21 protein-coding genes are annotated in these 19,045 nt (G+C 32.2%); 15 read left to right on the top strand and 6 right to left on the bottom strand.

Annotated features, from left to right (window positions below; all coding sequences use genetic code 11):
• Positions 1-46: 46 nt before the first annotated feature.
• From EDB96_RS17865 to EDB96_RS17835, 7 genes are all read left to right on the top strand, one after another.
• Positions 47-505 carry a GNAT family N-acetyltransferase gene (locus EDB96_RS17865; RefSeq protein WP_134142381.1) on the top strand — a complete coding sequence of 153 codons (459 nt, stop codon included), beginning with the start codon at positions 47-49 and terminating at the stop codon, positions 503-505.
• Between the two features lie 11 nt (positions 506-516).
• Positions 517-1,131, top strand: a complete 615-nt coding sequence (locus EDB96_RS17860; protein WP_134142379.1) for an FMN-binding negative transcriptional regulator — start codon at positions 517-519, stop codon at positions 1,129-1,131.
• A gap of 83 nt (positions 1,132-1,214) precedes the next feature.
• On the top strand, positions 1,215-2,321 hold the full coding sequence (locus EDB96_RS17855; protein ID WP_134142377.1) for a glycosyltransferase: 1,107 nt from the start codon (positions 1,215-1,217) through the stop codon (positions 2,319-2,321).
• Positions 2,312-2,863, top strand: a complete 552-nt coding sequence (locus tag EDB96_RS17850) for an RNA polymerase sigma factor (protein WP_057114794.1) — start codon at positions 2,312-2,314, stop codon at positions 2,861-2,863. Before EDB96_RS17855 ends, EDB96_RS17850 begins: the two co-directional genes overlap by 10 nt.
• A 159-nt stretch (positions 2,864-3,022) precedes the next feature.
• Positions 3,023-3,859 carry an energy transducer TonB gene (locus tag EDB96_RS17845; protein WP_057114795.1) on the top strand — a complete coding sequence of 279 codons (837 nt, stop codon included), beginning with the start codon at positions 3,023-3,025 and terminating at the stop codon, positions 3,857-3,859.
• A 115-nt stretch (positions 3,860-3,974) separates the two neighbouring features.
• Positions 3,975-4,712, top strand: coding sequence for a DUF4184 family protein (locus EDB96_RS17840; protein WP_134142375.1), 738 nt, complete (start codon positions 3,975-3,977; stop codon positions 4,710-4,712).
• A gap of 61 nt (positions 4,713-4,773) precedes the next feature.
• The gene (locus EDB96_RS17835; protein ID WP_057114797.1) at positions 4,774-5,154 is read left to right on the top strand and encodes a PH domain-containing protein; all 381 of its coding nucleotides are present in this window, start codon (positions 4,774-4,776) and stop codon (positions 5,152-5,154) included.
• 57 nt (positions 5,155-5,211) lie between these two features.
• On the opposite strand, the gene EDB96_RS17830 is transcribed toward EDB96_RS17835, so the two are convergent.
• Entirely contained in the window at positions 5,212-6,078 is an 867-nt protein-coding gene (locus tag EDB96_RS17830; RefSeq protein WP_057114798.1) for a M48 family metalloprotease, read from the bottom strand.
• A 201-nt stretch (positions 6,079-6,279) separates the two neighbouring features.
• Positions 6,280-7,155 (bottom strand): M48 family metalloprotease, encoded by an 876-nt coding sequence (locus tag EDB96_RS17825; protein ID WP_057114799.1) that lies wholly within the window; start codon positions 7,153-7,155, stop codon positions 6,280-6,282.
• A 298-nt stretch (positions 7,156-7,453) separates the two neighbouring features.
• Between EDB96_RS17825 and lipA the strand changes: the two genes are divergently transcribed.
• The 3 genes from lipA to EDB96_RS17810 all read left to right on the top strand — a co-directional run bounded on the left by lipA (position 7,454) and on the right by EDB96_RS17810 (position 11,590).
• Positions 7,454-8,320: a lipoyl synthase gene (lipA, locus tag EDB96_RS17820; RefSeq protein ID WP_057114800.1), complete on the top strand. Its 867-nt coding sequence runs from the start codon at positions 7,454-7,456 to the stop codon at positions 8,318-8,320.
• Between the two features lie 73 nt (positions 8,321-8,393).
• The gene (gene gap, locus EDB96_RS17815; protein ID WP_057114977.1) at positions 8,394-9,392 is read left to right on the top strand and encodes a type I glyceraldehyde-3-phosphate dehydrogenase; all 999 of its coding nucleotides are present in this window, start codon (positions 8,394-8,396) and stop codon (positions 9,390-9,392) included.
• Between the two features lie 26 nt (positions 9,393-9,418).
• On the top strand, positions 9,419-11,590 hold the full coding sequence (locus EDB96_RS17810) for an ATP-binding protein (RefSeq protein WP_134142373.1): 2,172 nt from the start codon (positions 9,419-9,421) through the stop codon (positions 11,588-11,590).
• Between the two features lie 16 nt (positions 11,591-11,606).
• On the opposite strand, the gene lpxK is transcribed toward EDB96_RS17810, so the two are convergent.
• From lpxK to EDB96_RS17795, 3 genes are read right to left on the bottom strand one after another with little or no spacing between them, the layout of a single operon-like run.
• Complete coding sequence (gene lpxK / locus EDB96_RS17805) at positions 11,607-12,629, bottom strand: tetraacyldisaccharide 4'-kinase (protein WP_134142371.1); 1,023 nt, start codon at positions 12,627-12,629, stop codon at positions 11,607-11,609.
• 4 nt (positions 12,630-12,633) lie between these two features.
• Complete coding sequence (locus tag EDB96_RS17800) at positions 12,634-12,915, bottom strand: Txe/YoeB family addiction module toxin (protein ID WP_134142369.1); 282 nt, start codon at positions 12,913-12,915, stop codon at positions 12,634-12,636.
• On the bottom strand, positions 12,897-13,142 hold the full coding sequence (locus EDB96_RS17795) for a DUF2683 family protein (protein WP_134142367.1): 246 nt from the start codon (positions 13,140-13,142) through the stop codon (positions 12,897-12,899). Before EDB96_RS17795 ends, EDB96_RS17800 begins: the two co-directional genes overlap by 19 nt.
• Positions 13,143-13,251: 109 nt before the next feature.
• Between EDB96_RS17795 and EDB96_RS17790 the strand changes: the two genes are divergently transcribed.
• From EDB96_RS17790 to rluF, 5 genes are all read left to right on the top strand, one after another.
• The gene (locus EDB96_RS17790) at positions 13,252-14,346 is read left to right on the top strand and encodes a Nif3-like dinuclear metal center hexameric protein (protein ID WP_134142365.1); all 1,095 of its coding nucleotides are present in this window, start codon (positions 13,252-13,254) and stop codon (positions 14,344-14,346) included.
• Between the two features lie 3 nt (positions 14,347-14,349).
• Positions 14,350-15,129, top strand: a complete 780-nt coding sequence (locus tag EDB96_RS17785) for a zinc ribbon domain-containing protein (protein WP_057114806.1) — start codon at positions 14,350-14,352, stop codon at positions 15,127-15,129.
• A gap of 185 nt (positions 15,130-15,314) precedes the next feature.
• A complete protein-coding gene (locus tag EDB96_RS17780) occupies positions 15,315-16,178 on the top strand; it encodes an alpha/beta fold hydrolase (protein WP_134142363.1) in 864 nt (287 codons plus the stop codon).
• Positions 16,179-16,262: 84 nt separating this feature from the next.
• Positions 16,263-16,607 (top strand): antibiotic biosynthesis monooxygenase family protein, encoded by a 345-nt coding sequence (locus EDB96_RS17775; RefSeq protein ID WP_134142361.1) that lies wholly within the window; start codon positions 16,263-16,265, stop codon positions 16,605-16,607.
• Between the two features lie 147 nt (positions 16,608-16,754).
• Positions 16,755-17,591 (top strand): 23S rRNA pseudouridine(2604) synthase RluF, encoded by an 837-nt coding sequence (rluF, locus tag EDB96_RS17770; protein WP_134142359.1) that lies wholly within the window; start codon positions 16,755-16,757, stop codon positions 17,589-17,591.
• A 44-nt stretch (positions 17,592-17,635) separates the two neighbouring features.
• Here the strand turns inward: rluF and EDB96_RS17765 are convergent, their stop codons facing one another.
• Positions 17,636-19,036, bottom strand: a complete 1,401-nt coding sequence (locus EDB96_RS17765; protein ID WP_134142357.1) for a DUF4173 domain-containing protein — start codon at positions 19,034-19,036, stop codon at positions 17,636-17,638.
• Positions 19,037-19,045 lie beyond the last annotated feature (9 nt).

Here is a 19,045-nt window from a genome sequence, read left to right as displayed (position 1 = left end):
GACTCCGCTCGATGTGACAAAAAATGGATCGCACTTATAAATAAAAATGAACGAAAACATTCTGATTAAAACAGCTGATCCAAACGACGAGAAAGTTCAAAAAATTATTGATGAATTGTCTGCTAATCTATTTGCCCGTTTTGGAAGTGATGGCAAAAATACTTTTATAGACTGGCAGATTAACAATCCTAAATTTGTGTTTGTTGTAGCGGAAATAGATAATGAAATTGTGGGGTGCGGCGCCATTAGACCTATTGAAGAAAACATAGGCGAAGTTAAACGAATGTATTCTAAATTTAGCGGAAAGAAAATTGGCCAGAATATTTTAGAATTTTTAGAAGAAAAAGCTAAAACGATTGGTTTTAAAGAGTTAGTTTTAGAAACACGAGTAAAAAACAACCAAGCAACTCAATTTTATCAAAAACAAGGATATAAAGTAACTCCGAATTACGGAAAATATATTGATCGACCAGAGGCAATTTGTTTTAGAAAGTCTTTGATATAAAATCACATAAAATGTATACACCCGATTTATACAAAAATGAGAATCCAGAAGAAATCAGAACTTTTCTGAAAGAAAACAGTTTTGGCATTCTTATTAATCAGACTCACGGAAAATTATGCGCAACGCATATTCCGATAGAATTGGAACTGAATGCTCACGGAAAAGAAATCTTGCAAGGACACATTTCAAAACTGAATCCGCAAGCTGCAGGTTTTAAAGAAAATGATCAGGTTTTAGCAGTTTTTACAGGTCCGCACAGTTACATTTCATCTTCCTGGTACGATCACGAAAATGTTCCAACTTGGAATTACATAGCCGTACATGTTTACGGAAAAATCAAAATTGTAGATTACGAAACTTCTGTAGAGCAGCTTAAAAAACTAGTTGATAAATACGAAGCGAACTCAGAAAATCCTGTTCGCGTTGAAGATTTATCTGCAAAAACAATGCGCGAAGCACGAGGAATTTTTGGTTTTGAAATAGAAATTGAGGAAATTCAAGCGACAAAAAAACTTTCTCAAAACCGTGACGATCATAATTACCAAAATATTATTACTGAATTAGAAAAAACTGAAAACCCTCAGTCTATTGCTGTTGCAAAAGAAATGTCAAAATGCCGAAAGTAAATTGGCTTTAATCATTGAAAATTACTAATTCATAACTACCTTTGTTCTCGCAAATTTCAGCTATTAACAGACATTAAAACTATATGCTTATAACTTTATTTTACTTTTTTATTGCTATTGTTTTTATTCAACTTTTCTACTATTTAGGAATTTTTGGAAAATTTGCTTTTGCTAAACCCCAGCAGATTACACCAAAAAAACTTCCCGTTTCTGTAGTTGTCTGCGCTAAAAATGAAGAAGAGAATGTAAAAAAATATATTCCGCTTTTGGCACAGCAAGATTATCCTGATTTTGAAATTGTTTTAATCGACGACGCATCTAGCGATGAAACTTTAGAAGTATTTGAAGAATTTGAAAAGGAATTTCCAAATATCCGTTTAGTAAAAGTAGAAAACAATGAAGCTTTTTGGGGAAATAAAAAATATGCTTTAACACTTGGAATTAAAGCCACAAAAAAAGATTATTTACTGTTTACTGATGCTGATTGTTTCCCAACTTCTAAAGATTGGATTACATCTATGACTTCGCATTTTACCCTGAACAAAACGATTGTTTTGGGCTATGGGGGTTACGAAAAAGTAGAGCGTTCGTTTTTAAACAAAGTTATTCGTTTTGAAACTATCCTCACAGCTGTTCAATATTTTTCATGGGCAAAATTAGGACTTCCGTACATGGGTGTGGGACGAAATTTAGCTTACAAAAAAGAAGAGTTTTTTAATGTAAATGGTTTTATCGATCACATTCAGATTCGTTCTGGCGATGATGATTTATTTATTAATCAAGCCGCAAACAAAACCAACACAACTATTTCTTATACACCTGAAAGTTTTACATATTCAAAACCTAAAAAAACGTACAAAGAATGGTTTACTCAGAAAAGAAGACATATTTCTACAGCAGAGCATTATAAGTTTTTTGACAAAATGCAGCTGGGATTATTCTTCATCTCACAATTATTCTTCTTTTTATTAGTTATAATTCTGCTGGCTTTTCAATTTCAATGGATTGCCGTATTAGCAATTTTAGCAACACGCTACACCGTTGTTTGGACAGTAATTGGGTGTTCGGCAGGAAAACTCAAAGAAAATGATCTTAAAATTTGGTTTCCAGTTGTTGAGATAGCGCTTATATTAACGCAAATTAATATCTTTATAACTAATATCTTTTCAAAACCGGTATATTGGAAATAAATTCTAAAATAGAAAAAGCAAAAAAAGGCGATCAAATCGCCTTTACTTTTTTATTAGATCATTATTGGAATGAGGTGTATGCTTTTATGCTTAAGCGAACAGAAAACGAAACCACGGCAGAAGATATTACTATAGAAACTTTTTCTAAAGCTTTTGATAAAATTGCTTCTTATAATTCTGAATTTCAATTCAACACTTGGCTCATTGCCATTGCTAAAAACGTTTATATTGATTTGTTACGAAAAAAGAAAACCAATCTTTTTATCGAAATAACAGACAACGAAGATCAGCAGGCTTATAATATAGCCGACCCTACTCCCTCTGCAGAAGATGCTTTAATTAAAGAACAGAATCTTTCTCGTCTGCTCTTATGCATCAAAGAACTCAAACCTCACTACCAAGAAGTAATTCAGCTTCGTTACTTTCAAGAAATGTCTTATCAGGAAATTGCTGTTAAGATAGACGAACCTTTAAGCAGTGTAAAAGTTAAACTTTTACGTGCTAAAAAATTATTGGCAGAAATTATCGAACGTAATAGATAATTTATTATCTTTAGGTAAAGAAAAATATACTATTCGTATATTTATTCTTAAAAAAATAATTTTACCACACATTAAAACTACAACTTTTGCGTTGTTAGCTCAAACCTAAACCTTTTCTGCGTATGATTTAAAGTTACTTAACCTTAAAACCCAAAAATTATGTCTAAATTAAGTATCTATGAAAACAAGTGGACAGATCTTGTTTTCGAAAACAAAAACAAAGAGTACGGCGCATATCAATTACGTCAGGAGAATTCTAAAAATTCTGTTACAGCTCTATTTATGGGTTTACTGTTATTAACGGCTTTAGGAAGTGCATCTGTAGTCATTAACAAATTTAGGACACCAGCAGACCATAATTCGGCTCAAACAGATCCTATTTACAAAGATCCATTGGTTGTTGTAAAAATTGACCCAATAATTGCACCTCCACCACCAGCACCACCAGCACCGGTAGTAGAACAAACTGCAGCGAGCAAAACAGACGCATCGCAATTAATCAATCCAGTGGTAACTAAAACACAAGATGCGGTCGAAAAAATTGCACCAAACACTGAGAATGTTCCAGTTGTAGAAAACCTTAACGGAAGTGGTACTTCTGTTAACCCAATTCCAGTTAGTGGAGGCGGTGGCGGGAATGGTGACGCTGCTTCTGTAACACCTAAAAGCGATGGGCCAGTTTCAACTGCTATTCTGGACAAACAACCTGAATTTCCAGGTGGAATCGCCCAGTTCTACAAATATGTAGGAAACAATTTCCGCAGACCAGAATTGGATATGGAAAAAACATTAAAAGTATATGTTTCTTTCGTAGTGGAAAAAGACGGATCTCTTACTGATATTATTGTGAGAAATGATCCTGGGTACGGAGTAGGTAAAGAAGCTATTAGAGTTTTAAAATCATTAAAAACAAAATGGAAACCAGGTATTCTAGATGGAGAACCTGTGAGAACAGCATACAATCTTCCAATTACGGTACAAACGGTAGTGGAATAACAAACAGAGAAAGCAGAACTTAGGTTCTGCTTTTTTATTTATCTTTAATTTCGAATTATCAGAAGAAAATCTACATGTCTTCTTTGAATAATTTCTAAATTAAAAATTTGATTTAATGCCTTTTACCTTTTCTCATCCCGCAATTATTCTTCCTTTAAGATATTTACCAAAAACATGGTTTTCTTTAACCGCTTTAATTATTGGAAGTTTAACTCCAGATTTTGAATATTTTTTACTAATGAAAGTCAAAAGCCTGTATAGTCATACTCTAGCTGGTATTTTTTGGTTTGATTTACCCCTTGCCATATTACTTGCTTTTATCTTTCATAATCTTACGCGAAATCTCTTATTTCAAAATCTTCCATCGTTTATTAAAACCAGAATATTGATTTATACCGATTTTAATTGGAATATCTACTTTAAAAAAAATTGGTATGTCGTTTTAATTTCTTCATTGATTGGTATAATTTCTCATATATTTTGGGATGCTTTTACACACAATCACGGTTATTTTGTAAATCAAATTGATACTCTCAGAAATACAATCTCGTTTTTTGGAACAGAAATTCCTTTTTGGAAACTAGCACAACATGCTAGCACTTTTATCGGATGTATAATAATTATTGCCGCCTTGTTTAATCTTCCACAAAATGATAACCTAAAAAGCTATACTAACAAATTATATTGGATTACTGTAATTTTATTTACTGCATCAATCTTATTCATTAGATTTATCATAAATCTAAAGGCTTTAAATATTGGGAATTTTGTCGTGTCTTTTATTGCTTCATTTCTAATTGCAATTATATTAACGCCACTGATAATTAAATTTAAATCAAACATAAAAAATTAGCAAAATCAATTACTTTTACTACTTCTAAAGACAATTGATTTAACTAATAAAAGAACAAATAATGGGAATATTTTCTGCTATTCTTGGAAATGCAGGTGCTGTAAACCAAGAAGATTTAATTAAAAAATACGGACAGCTTTTAACTACTAATGAAGAAATCGAAATGGGTTTTAAACTTATTCGTGATACTTTCATCTTTACCAACAAAAGACTGATTTTAGTTGATGTGCAAGGAATTACTGGAAGCAAAACCGAATATAAATCTATTGCCTATAAAAACATCACAAGATTTAGCGTAGAAACTGCAGGAACTTTTGACCTTGATGCCGAATTAAAAATTTGGATTTCAAGCGAGCAACAGCCAAGTATCGTAAAACAATTTAATAAATCGGTTAATGTTTACGAAGTACAAAAAATCCTTGCTTTTCACGTATTGGGATAAAAACAAAACCCGGCAAATTTAAAATCTGCCGGGTTTATTATTTTTTAAGAAGAAATATTATTTCTTTTTAGTTGTTGTTTTCTTTGTTGTAGTTGCCTTTTTAGTTGCGACTGGAACTGTATTTACAATTTTCTGCTGCACATAAGGCTTGTATAAACCATCTTTTTCTGCTCTCTTCTTTGCATCTTCTGCTCTTTGTTTAGCATCAGGGTGCGAGCTCATCATTCGGTCGATAAAAGAAGCCTCAGATCCTTCACTCATTTTGGCTAAAATTCTGAATGCAGATTCTTCAGCATTTACATTGTAACCGTTTTTCTTTAAGAAGTTATATGCAAACAAATCTGCCTCAGATTCTTGTTTTCTACTGTGTTTGCTATCAATTAAAGCACTTCCTATTTTACCTAATTGACTATCTGTTATAGCTGTAATTTTTGCAGATTGAGAAGAAACACCATCAATTAATGCTTCTTTTTGATATGCTGCACGCATTGCATCTCTTGAATCATTATTGGCTACGTGGCCAATTTCGTGACCAATAACTGCCAATAATTCATTATCATCCATAATATCCATTAATCCAGAAAATACACGTACACTTCCGTCAGCAGTAGCAAAAGCATTCACGTCTTTAACTTTATATACTTTATAGTTTAATGTATACCCATCACCAGCTGCGTGTTTTCCAAAAATTCTGTTTAACCTTAAAGTATAACCGTCATTTGGACCAGCAACTTCATTTTCAGTATCCATTTTTGCAACTGCCTCTTTAGACAAAGTCGCTGCATCTGCATTTGTTAACGTAAAAGCTGTTACTCCTTTTTGAACTGCTCCTATTGCTTTATCTCCAAAATTAATTTGTGCTGTCGCTTTTGTCAAACCGCATACAGCAAATAAAAGTCCTGCTATTATAGATTTTTTTTTCATGTTTTTAAAAATTACAATTTAACAACAAATGTAAATAACAAAATGCTATTTCATTTCACACAAAAATTTGTTTTTTCAATAAATAAATATATGAATTTTTAATGAGTTTAAAATGTCATAAATCCATTTATTCTTAACGCTATAAACAAAAACCGGCAAATTCTGTAGAATCTGCCGGTTTGTAAATTAATTATATTAAAATTACTTCTTTTTTGTTGTTGTCTTCTTTGCAGTTGTTTTTGTTGTTGCTTTTGTAGCTGTTACAGGTGCAGTATTTACAATTTTCTGCTGTACATAAGGTTGATATAAACCATCTTTTACTGCTCTTTTTTTAGCATCATCTGCCCTTTTGCCAGCGTCTGGATGAGAGCTCATCATTTTGGTAATAAAAGATGACTCAGCTCCTTCACTTAAATTTTGTGTAACTCTAAAAGCTGACTCCACAGCATTAACATCATATCCATATTTTTTCATAAAATTATATGAAAACAAATCTGCATTAGCTTCCTGTTTTCTATCATGCTTGCTATCAATCATCGCACTTCCTAACTTTCCTAATTGAGTTTTTGAGAGAGCATCAACTGTTCCTGACTGTGACGAAACAACATCTAGCAGAGCTTCTTTTTTATAAGCAGCTTTTACAGCATCTCTTGAATCATGATTTACAACATGTCCAATTTCATGCCCGATAACAGCTAGTAATTCGTTATCATCCATAATATTCATTAAACCTGCAAATACACGAACACTCCCATCTGCACAAGCAAAAGCATTAATATCTTTTACCAAATAAACTTTATAGTTTAAAGTAACTCCTTCACTAGAAGTGTGTTTTCCAAATAAACGATTTAAACGAATAGCATAACCGTCTGTTGGTCCCGCAACTGGATTATTAGCATCCATTTCAGCAATATATTTTGCTGCTACAGCTGCTGCATCTGCATCGCTAAAGGTAAAGCCCACCTTAGCTTTGTCTAAAATGCTCATTCCTTTTTTATCTGAATTATCCTGTGCACTTATCTTATTTAAACCAAAGACTGTCAATAAAATTCCGAATACAATAAATCCCTTTTTCATATTTTTAAAGCTATTAAATTAATAGCAAAAATAGTACAGCATAAATCCTGAGTTATCCCAAGAAGCCAAATTTGTAATAGATTAAGGTGGAATTTTAAAATTCATAAAGTTTAGCCAAACATCAAAATCTTGAGCAGGATTAAAAATATAAACCTAAAAATCTATTTTAAAAACAGACTTTTTACATTTAAACTTCATATTATGAAATACTAGCAGAAGACACGAAAAGTAAACGAAAACAAAATTAGCATCATCAAATAAACTACATTCCGTATCTTTGTGCTTTGAAAATTGATATATGGAAACAGTCTCTGCAAATATACCTACGGCAAAACCTAAGTGGTTAAAAGTAAAACTGCCAATTGGACAAAAATATACTGAACTTAGAGGTTTGGTCGATAAATATAGCTTAAACACAATTTGTACCTCGGGAAGCTGCCCAAATATGGGCGAATGCTGGGGTGAGGGAACAGCAACTTTCATGATTTTAGGAAATGTTTGTACTCGTTCTTGTGGATTTTGCGGCGTAAAAACTGGTAGACCAGAAACGGTAGACTGGGATGAACCTGAAAAAGTAGCTCGATCTATTAAAATCATGAATATCAAACACGCTGTAATTACAAGTGTGGATAGAGATGATTTAAAAGATGGAGGTTCTATCATTTGGATGGAAACCGTTAGAGCCATTCGAAGAATGAATCCAAACACAACTCTTGAAACTTTAATCCCAGATTTTCAAGGAATTGAAAGAAACATCGATCGTATCGTTGAGGCAAATCCTGAGGTAGTTTCTCATAATATGGAAACAGTAAGACGTTTGACCCGTGAAGTTCGTATCCAGGCAAAATATGATAGAAGTTTAGAAGTGCTTCGTTATTTAAAAGAAAAAGGCATTAACAGAACTAAATCTGGAATTATGCTTGGTCTTGGAGAAACTGAAGAAGAAGTTTTTCAAACGATGACTGACTTACGAAATGCAAATGTTGATGTGGTAACTATTGGACAATATTTACAACCAAGTAAAAAACATCTTCCGGTAAAAGAATTTATTACACCTGAGCAATTTGAACGATATGAAAAATTCGGTCTTGAGTTAGGTTTCAGACATGTAGAAAGCGGACCACTTGTACGTTCTTCTTACAAAGCACAAAAACATATTTTATAAAAAGTTTAATTGTTTAATCGTTTAATTGTAAAACCGATTAAACGATTAATCAATGAAACGAATAAACAAAAAATTGAAAACAAGAATTGCCATTAATGGATTTGGAAGAATCGGCAGAAATTTATTTCGCCTGCTTTTAAATCATCCTGAAATTGAAGTCGTTGCCATAAATGATATTGCAGATAACAAAACCATGTCACATTTAATTAAATATGACAGTATTCATGGTGTTCTGCCTTTTGATGTAAGTCATGATGAAAATAGTATCATTGTAGATGGCAGACATTTTTTCTTTTTTCACGAAAAGAAAATTTCAAATTTAGATTGGAAATCGCATTCAATTGATATTGTAATTGAATCAACAGGAAAATATAAAACGCACGAAGAATTAAATGCGCATTTAGAAGCAGGTGCAAAAAAGGTAATTCTTTCTGCGCCATCTGAAGTAGACACTATAAAAACTGTAGTTCTTGGTGTAAATGAATCTATTTTGGATGGAGACGAAGACATAGTTTCTAATGCAAGCTGTACCACGAATAATGCCGCTCCAATGATTAAAATTATTGAAGAATTATGCGGAATCGAGCAGGCTTACATTACAACTATACATTCTTACACTACAGATCAAAGTCTTCATGACCAGCCCCATAAGGATTTACGACGTGCAAGAGGTGCTAGTCAGTCGATTGTTCCAACAACTACTGGTGCAGCTAAGGCATTAACAAAAATTTTTCCTAAATTGCACAACAAAATGGGAGGATGCGGTATTCGAGTACCAGTTCCCGACGGTTCATTAACAGATATAACCTTCAATGTAAAACGTGCCGTAAGCATTGAAGAAATAAATAAAGCATTTAAAGAAGCCTCAAAAACAAATTTAAAAGGAATATTAGATTACACCGAGGATCCTATTGTCTCGGTCGATGTAATTGGCAATACACATTCTTGTTTATTTGATGCACAGTTGACTTCGGTTATCGATAAAATGGTAAAAGTAGTAGGCTGGTATGATAACGAGATTGGCTATTCATCAAGATTGATAGATTTAATTTTACTAATAAGAAAAAAATAAGGTTCATTGTAAAAGCATTGCCATACATGAAATACTGTCTTTTTATTGTTGTTTGTTTTCTTAATTCGTTTTTGTATTCTCAAGCCAAAAAGAATACGGATAGCGTTACCTATTACAACAAGCTTGCTAACAGTAATCTTAACAATAAAAAGTACAATCAGGCTGTTATTTACACTCAAAAATCTATTAATTATTGTGAAGTAAATGGCAAAAAAGAAAATCTAGCCAATCAGACTTTTAAGCTTGGTAAAATCTTTTACAATAAAGGTAAATTTGAAGATGCTTTAAAGAATTTTCACAAGACTGTTTCTTTATTCGACACCCTAAAACCGAGCTGCCTAAAAGTTTTAGCATTAAATTATATTGGAGCAGCTAATAGCGCAAAAGGCGATTACAAAACCGCAGCTGTTTATTACGCAAAAGCCGAAGATTTATTAAAAAAACTTAATATTGCAGATCATGCGCATGCTTTAGACTATCAAAGAGCGCTGGCTTTAAAGACCAACAAAGATTTTGTTACGGCGGCAAATAATTTTAAAAGAATCACAAAACAGCCGGATAATCCTTCAATTATTAAAACCAAGGTAGATTCTTATTATCAGCTTGGTTTAATAGAAACACAGCTGCAAAGGAATGATTCTGCAATAATATATTTTGACAAAGCTTTAGACTACTATGCTAAAATCAATGATTTTCAAAAAAAATCTAAAATTGTTTTAGCAATAAGTCAATACTACAAGCAAAAGAAAAATTATGATTTGGCGTATTCGTATTTAGACGAGCACTATCAGCTGGAAAATTATATCTTAAAATTAAAAAATGCGAAAGTTGATTTAAATGAATTTGAAAAATTTAAAAAAAATCAATCTTTAAATAATACCATAAAAAGAGAGAGCGAAGAAAAAATTCAGATGAAAACCTATCGGTATTCTAAGTTAGTCAGCATTTTGGCAATAGCACTAATTTCGATTTTGTCACTTTTGAGTTTGGCTTTATATAAAAATAATATCATTAGAAATCAGAATAATTTACTGCTTCGAGAAAAAAACAAAGAATTGATTTTAGCTAAAAACAAAGCTGAAAAAGCTTCGAAAGCAAGATCTGAATTTTTGTCGACAGTAAGCCACGAATTAAGAACTCCACTGAACGCTATTAACGGAATTACACATCTATTGCTAGAAGATAATCCCAAGAAAAACCAGTTGAAATATTTAGAATCTTTGAAATTTTCGGGTAATTATTTAACCACTTTTATCAATGAAATTTTAGAGGTAAATAAAATTGATTCGACTAAAGTTGAAATTGAAAATATCAGTTTCAATCTAAAAGAGCTTCTTTTTAATATTCAAAGTTCATTAAAAGAGTTAGCTACTGCCAACAAAAATTATTTCAATTTAGAAATAGACAAATCGATTCCTGATAATTTAATGGGAGATCCTACCAAATTATCTCAAATCATATTGAACTTAATCAATAATGCTTTAAAATTTACCCAAAATGGGCACGTAAATGTTATTGCAAAATTATATTCTCAAGAAGAAGAAAATGCAACTGTTTACTTTGAAATTGTTGACACTGGAATTGGAATTCCTGAAGACAAACTTCAAAGTGTTTTCGAAAGTTTCTCTCAAGGATCTATCGAGGTTAACAGGAAATACGGAGGAACTGGTCTTGGTCTTACAATCGTAAAAAAACTGATTGAATTACTCGGAGGAGAAATAAAATTAAAAAGCGAAGTGGGTAAAGGTTCTACTTTTACTTTCAAATTAAATTTTAAAATTAACAACGAACCATTGGAAGTAATTGAAGAAGCGAAACCTTATAGCGATAAACAATTGAAACACAAATCTATTTTACTGATTGAAGACAACAAAATCAATCAGATGATAACCAGAAAAATGCTTGAAAACAAAAACATTAGCTGCGAAATTGTAGATAATGGCGAAGAGGCTGTTGAACTTCTAAAAATCAAACGTTTTGATATGGTTTTAATGGATGTACATCTTCCTGGAATTAATGGTACAACGGCAACCAAATTGATTCGTGAATTTGACAAAACAACTCCAATTATTGCATTGACGGCAATTTCGCTTGACGAAAATCGTGATATGCTTCTTTCTTTTGGGATGAATGACGTAATTACTAAACCTTTTGTTCCAGACGAATTTTATACCACTATTGCTAAGTTTTTTGATTAGCTAAAATATTGAGGTGTTAAGATTCTAAGTTTTCTTTCACATAGTCTAAAATGGCAGCATCAAAATTTTGCTGGTGATTTATGAAAGTACTTTTTATGGGCAGATAAGACAATTGAGAAACTATTTTAGAATCTTTTAAACGAACGTAATCTTTCTCGGTTGTAATTATTTTTCTTCCATTTGCTTTAGACTGAATCGACTCTAAATCGGCATCAGAAAAATGATGATGGTCTGGAAAAGTTAGGCATTCATCATTTTCATTCTTTAAAAAGTCAAAAAATGGTTTTGGTTTTGCAATTCCAGCCAAAAGCAATTTAGATTCAGCTTTGACTTCACTAACTGCAATTCTTTCATTTTTACTATAAATCTCTTCATCATAATCTATAAAAGTAAAAAAGACTTGCTGTGAAGAGCTTAATTTTAGTTTTAACCTAATCGCATTTTGTTCTTCTTCAGATAAATTTTTGGGACATTTTGTAACTACAATGATATTGGCTCTTTCCGCTCCGCTCCTACTTTCTCTTAAGTTTCCTGTGGGCAGCATAAAATCATCTGCATATAAATCTCCATAAGCAGTTAGCAGAATATAGAAACCTGCTTTTACTTTTCGGTGTTGGTAAGCATCGTCAAGCAGAATAATTTCTGGTTTTTCCTTTTGTGAAAGTAATTGCTGAATTCCATTTGTACGATTAGCATCGACCGCAACCAGAACATTTGGAAATTTTTGATAAAACTGAAAAGGTTCATCACCCAAAATTTCAGCATTTGAATTTTCATCAGCCAAAACAAAACCTTCCGACTTTCTTTTATAACCACGGCTTAAAGTCGCAACTTTATATTTATCTGATAACAAACGAATCAAATACTCAATTTGCGGCGTTTTACCAGTTCCACCCACGCTCAAATTTCCAACTGCAATTACAGGAAGATCAAAGGATGTTGATTTTAAAAATCCTTTATCAAAAAGAAAGTTACGGATTGAAGTAATGAATCCGTATAAAATGGCGAAGGGGAAAAGTATTTTTCGAAGTAAGTTCATAGAATTATTTATCTGAGTAATGACCCATTGCAGAAACTATAATAACGGTAACAATCTCTTCTTCTACACGATAAATCATTCTATCTTTTTGATTAATTCTTCTAGACCAATATCCATTAAGGCTATACTTCAACTCCTCTGGTTGTCCTTCTCCAAAAAAAGGGGTTTCAGTTAGTTCTAAAAGTATTTTTTCAATCTTTTTTATGGTAGACTTATTTCCTGATTTATAGTGATTTTTCAAATCTTTACGAGCAATATCGTCAAATTCTACAAAATACTTCCCCATATATCATCTGGATTTAATCTTGTCGTTTTTCCTTGTTTAATATTCTCTTCTGCTTTTTTAACTTTTTCAATAAATTCGGCACTATAAATACTTTGCTCCTCATTAACCTGTCCATAACTATCCGTTTCAACAATTTCAATACCATCAAGACCTTTAAAGAAAGCTTCGAACATTTCCATAAATGCTTTTCCTGTCTTCGTGTGTTCGTTAATTTTTATAGTTGTCATGACTTATAAATTTATATTACAAATGTACTAAATTTGTACTTTTAGTATCAACTATTATTACCATTAGTATAAATAGTTATTACCAACAAAAATTTGGAAAAAACTGAAAATGAAAATCAAAAATATTATATCGTCTCTTGAAGAAATGGCTCCTTTGGCTTACGCCGAAGATTTTGACAATGTCGGACTTTTAGTCGGAAATTCAGAAACTGAATGCACAGGGGTTTTAGTGTGTCACGACGCTTTAGAAAATGTTATTGAAGAAGCTGTTGCTAAAAATTGTAATCTTGTAGTTTGTTTTCATCCGATTTTATTTTCTGGAATTAAAAAAATTACTGGTAAAAATTATGTTGAGCGCGCAATCTTAAAAGCTATAAAAAATGATATTGCCATTTATGCAGTTCACACTGCACTAGACAATCATTCTCAAGGTGTGAATAAAATTTTCTGCGACGCATTAGGATTAGCAAACACAAAAATATTAGTCCCAAAAAACAATTTCATTCAAAAATTAGTCACTTTTACTGTTCCGGATAATGCTGACAAAGTTCGAAATGCATTATTTGAAGCTGGAGCGGGCAATATCGGAAATTATGACAATTGCAGTTTTAATACTCAAGGTTTTTTTACTTTTCAAGGAAATGAGCAAAGCAATCCTGTAATTGGAGAAAAAGGAAAACTGCATACGGGAGAAGAAATTAAAATCGAAGTCGTTTTTGAAAAACATCTTCAATCTAGAATTTTAAAAGCACTTTTTGCCAATCATATTTATGAAGAAGTCGCTTATGAAATTTATGATCTGCAAAATTCACATCAAAATATAGGTTTAGGAATGGTTGGTGAATTTGAAAATGAAATGGACGAAAAAGATTTTCTTCTTTTAGTGAAAGAAAAAATGATTGCCGACGGAATTCGCCATTCTGCTTTTTTGGGAAAAAAAATTAAAAAAGTTGCCGTGCTTGGAGGTTCTGGAAGTTTTGCTATAAAAAATGCGATTCAAGCTGGAGCAGATGCTTTTTTGACCGCCGATTTAAAATACCATCAATTTTATGAGGCCGAAAACAAGTTACTTTTAGCCGATATTGGTCATTTTGAGAGTGAACGGTATACAAAAAATTATATTGTTGATTATCTTCGAAAAAAAATTCTTAATTTTGCGATCATTTTATCGGAAGAAAATACAAATCCAGTTAAGTACTTATAGAATATGACGAATACGAAAGAATTAAGTGTTGAGGACAAGTTAAGAGCAATATATGATTTACAGCTTATTGACTCTAGAATTGACGAAATCAGAAACGTTAGAGGAGAACTTCCTTTAGAGGTTGAAGATTTGGAAGATGAAGTTGCGGGCTTAAGCACACGTTCAGAGAAACTGAAAGGTGAACTTGAAGTAATTGAAGAGCAAATCAAAGCAAAGAAAATTGCTATTGAAGAGCATAAAGAGGTTATCAAAAAATACACTAAACAACAAGAAACTGTTCGTAACAACAGAGAGTTTAATTCTTTGACAAAAGAGGTTGAATTTCAAGAATTAGAAATTCAATTGGCTGAAAAGCAAATAAAAGAAATGAAAGCTTCTATTGAGCACAAAAAAGAGGTTATTTCTAATTTAAAAGAAAAACTTGATGCTAAAAGCTCTCATTTAAAACATAAAAAATCTGAATTGGACGCAATTATGGCTGAGACTCAAAAAGAAGAAATCTTCTTAACTGAGAAATCTGCTGAATTTGCTGGACAAATCGAAGATAGATTATTAGCTGCTTACAACAGAATCAGAAGCAGTGTTCGTAATGGTTTAGCTGTAGTTTCTATCGAAAGAGGAGCTTCTGCTGGATCTTTCTTTACAATTCCACCTCAAACACAGGTAGAAATTGCTTCAAGAAAGAAAATCATCACAGATGAGCACTCTGGAAGAATTTTAGTTGACAGCGCTTTAGCTGAAGAAGAAAAAGAAAAAATGGAACAATTGTTCTCAAAATTCTAAATAAACGGTCCCGATTCAATCGGGACTTTTTTTTATATTTATTTGCCACAGATTAAAATGATTTACACAGATTTAAAATATCTCGATATTTTGAGATTAAATCTTTAAAATCATTTTAATCTGTGGCAAAACTTTTTTTAGCAGGCGTACAGTCATATTTTTTACCTTTACTAAAAATTTAAGTTTTGAAAATTAAAAAAGGAATTCGTTTTATTACATTAAAATCTGTTGGATCATACATTAACTTTTTGAGTTATGTGCGTCCGCAAAGAGCCACCGAACTTTCTTATGCACTTTTTAGCCAGCCGAGAGTTGGCAGACTACAAAAAGAAACACTTCCGAAAATTCTACGAAATACCGAAACAGAAATTTTTCATCATAACGAACATCATTTTCAAACCTATATCTGGAAAGGAAATGAAACCAAAATTTTATTAGTTCACGGCTGGGAAAGTAATGCTTCGCGCTGGAAAAAAACTTTACCGCATCTCCAAAAATCTGGAAGCACTATTATTGCAATTGATGCACCAGCACACGGACAAAGCAGTGGAAAAGAATTTAATGTGCCGCTTTATGCGGAGTTTATTAATAAAGCGGTTGAAAAATACCAGCCCACAATTATTATCGGGCATTCTATCGGCGGCGCAGCTTGCATATATCATCAGTATTTATTTCCGAATACGAGTATTAATAAAATGGTAATTCTTGGTGCCCCGTCAGATCTCAAAACTTTGATTGATAATTATATTTCAATGCTGAGTCTGAACTCTAAAATGCTGTCTCTTTTAGAAGGCAAATTCATAAATCGATTCAACTTTAAATTTGAAGATTTTTCCGGACAAAAATTTGCATCCCAATTTACTATTCCAGGTTTTATTGCTCATGATACTTCAGATAAAATTGTTGCTTTTGAAGAAGGAAAAAAAATAGCCAGTAATTGGAAAAACAGTCAGTTCATCGAAACAAGCGGTTTAGGCCACGGAATGCATGATGATGAATTGTATGAGAAAGTTATTGAGTTTTTGTTTTCTTCTGAAGGGTCAAAGTAAAAAGGCACAAAGTAGCAAAGGTTTTCTTCACATTTCACATTTCACATTTCACATATAACCAATAACTTATAACTCCAAAAAAAAATGATCGCCGTAATTTTTGAAGTCATTCCCAACGAAGGAAAAAAAGAAGAATATCTAGAGATTGCTGCGAGTCTGCGTCCTGAATTGAATACTATTGATGGCTTTATTTCTATAGAAAGATTTCAAAGTTTAAATGATCCTGACAAAATTTTGTCTTTATCTTTTTGGAGAGATGAAGAAAGTATTCAGCAGTGGCGAAATCTTGAAATGCATCGTCACGCGCAATCAAAAGGAAGAAATGGAATTTTTAAAGATTATCATTTACGAATTGCAGCTGTAGTTCGCGATTACGGAATGTTTGAAAGAAAAGAAACTCCTGACGATAGTTCCATTTTTCATGACTGAGAAAATGCACAAAGATGCAAAGGTTCATAGGAACAAAGTTTTTTTTAGATTCTCAGTTGCTAGTATTCTAAGTTTTGCTTAACAAAATCTAAAATTCTAAGAAGTCTAACAATCTAAGAAGTCCTAAATTTTAGCTACTTTTGCAGTATGGAAGAAAATCTAAAACGTCTTAATAAATTTATTGGCGAAACGGGCTATTGTTCTCGTCGTGAAGCCGATAAATTAATCGAAGAAGGACGCGTAACAATAAATGGCGCTGTGCCAGAAATGGGGACTAAAGTTTCTCCACAAGATGAAGTGCGTATTGACGGCAAACTAATTGTTGAAAAACATGAAAAATTGGTTTATCTGGCATTTAACAAACCAGTCGGAATTGAGTGCACAACCAATCTTGAAGTTAAAAATAATATCGTAGACTATATTAATTACCCTAAACGTATTTTTCCAATCGGGAGATTGGATAAAGCCAGTGAGGGATTAATTTTCATGACAAATGATGGCGATATCGTCAACAAAATTCTACGCGCCAGAAACAATCACGAAAAAGAATATACCGTTACTGTTGACAGGCCCATTACAGATCGTTTTATCCAGCGTATGGGAAATGGTGTTCCGATTCTAGATACGGTTACCAAAAAATGTAAAGTAGAACAGATTAGCAAGTATACCTTTAAAATCATTTTAACGCAGGGATTAAACCGCCAAATTAGAAGAATGGCAGAATACTTGGGTTATGAAGTTACGGCGCTTAAACGTATCCGAATTATCAATATTTCTTTAGATGTTCCTGTCGGGCGTTACCGCGATTTAACTGATGATGAGATAAAAGAATTAAATCAGTTAATTGAACCATCGAGTAAAACTGAAGAAGCAAGTTTTCCGAAAGTAGAAAATCAGAATAAAAATTCAAACCAAAGTTCGAGTCGAAGAACAACGTTTATTTCTAAACATGATCCTCGATTTAAAAAAAGAGGAGATAATTAAAATAATAAAAGTCCCATTTCTTTGAAAGAATGGGACTTTTTGGTTTATTTAAGGTTAGTCTTTTTATGATCTAAAAACTCATAATACAAAGCTTTAGATAAAAAACTTTCATTCTGATAATTCCTAATCATTTTTTCTCGCAAGCTTTCAATATAGCCTCCCTTTACATTATTTTTTAGAAAATAGTCACGTCGAGCATCATCGTTAAAATTTAATTCACTTAAAAATACTGGCTCAACACCTTTGTTTACGGAAATATTGTAATTCGTAATTAGATTTCCCCAATTTACATAGCTGCATAACAGAATTGTACCGTAGAAATACCAAATCATTTGATTGAAAAGGTAAGCATTCGTTTTTTGGCTGCGAATTTTTTGAAGTGAAACCACTAATCCTACAATTGCTAAGATTAGAAAAGCATAAACTCCCAGCCGTTTATAAGTTAGCCCATAAAAAGAAACATATTCTGAGTTTTTTATAATAGCACTTACAATTAAAATCACGTTTAAGGCAATCCATAATTTTGCTAATTTTTTTAGAGAGGCGGCTTTTTCATCAAAATTAAAACCTCCTTTAAAGTAAAACAAAATGACTCCGACAGCCATAAGAATTGAAAAAATCACTGCATTTACCCGCTCATGTATATCTGAACTTAATCTTGTCTTTTCCACTACTTCAAAAAACTGCTCATAATTATAAGTTCCTATAAAAACCAAAAGCATAATATTTAATAAAACCAATGTGATTTCACCGCTTTTTCTCTCAAAATCAAGATCTAGAAATGAAAATGTACTTTGATTTTTTACTTCAGAAATATTGGTAAAATCATTATTTAATTTTGGATTGTACTCATAACAAACATCTGGCACCCAATAATTCCAAAAACTGAACGAGATGTAAAATCCCAAAATGCACATTGCAATTAATTGTGGCAAATTGATATCCAATTCATAATCTGTAAATAATGAAGAGAAATGATCACTTCCAAAAGAATAAACAATAAAAAACAATCCCAAGAAGATCACTGGAATAAGAACAAAGGCAACTAGTTTTTTAGCAAAATCATTATGGATTTTTCTTTCTGGAAGCCATTGCTTAAAGATAAAAATTCGGCCAATAGAAGTAAATCCGTTTAAGACTATTAGAGGGAAAACCTGAATCATTTTAAGTTCTCCATCTTGGGTTTTGAATTGTAAAAAGAGGATTGATAATGCTAAAGCAAAAAAAGATGCCGCGTCGCCATACCATGCAAAAGCGAAACAAGATAAAATTGAAGTCATTACGAGAACAAGATGTGATCGGTCTACAAACTTTTCCTGAAAGAAATAACTAATCAAGAGCGTAAGAACTACACCGAAAATAGAAATATTGATTCCCACAGATTGGTTGTAAAAAAGCAGTATAAAAACTGCCGTACAAGCTAAGATAATTTGATGTTTTTTCATGATTGATAA

This window comes from Flavobacterium sp. S87F.05.LMB.W.Kidney.N (assembly GCF_004366435.1).
Taxonomy (GTDB): Bacteria; Bacteroidota; Bacteroidia; order Flavobacteriales; family Flavobacteriaceae; genus Flavobacterium.
Note: the sequence above shows the minus strand (reverse complement) of the source record. Positions and strands in the feature narration are given on the sequence as shown.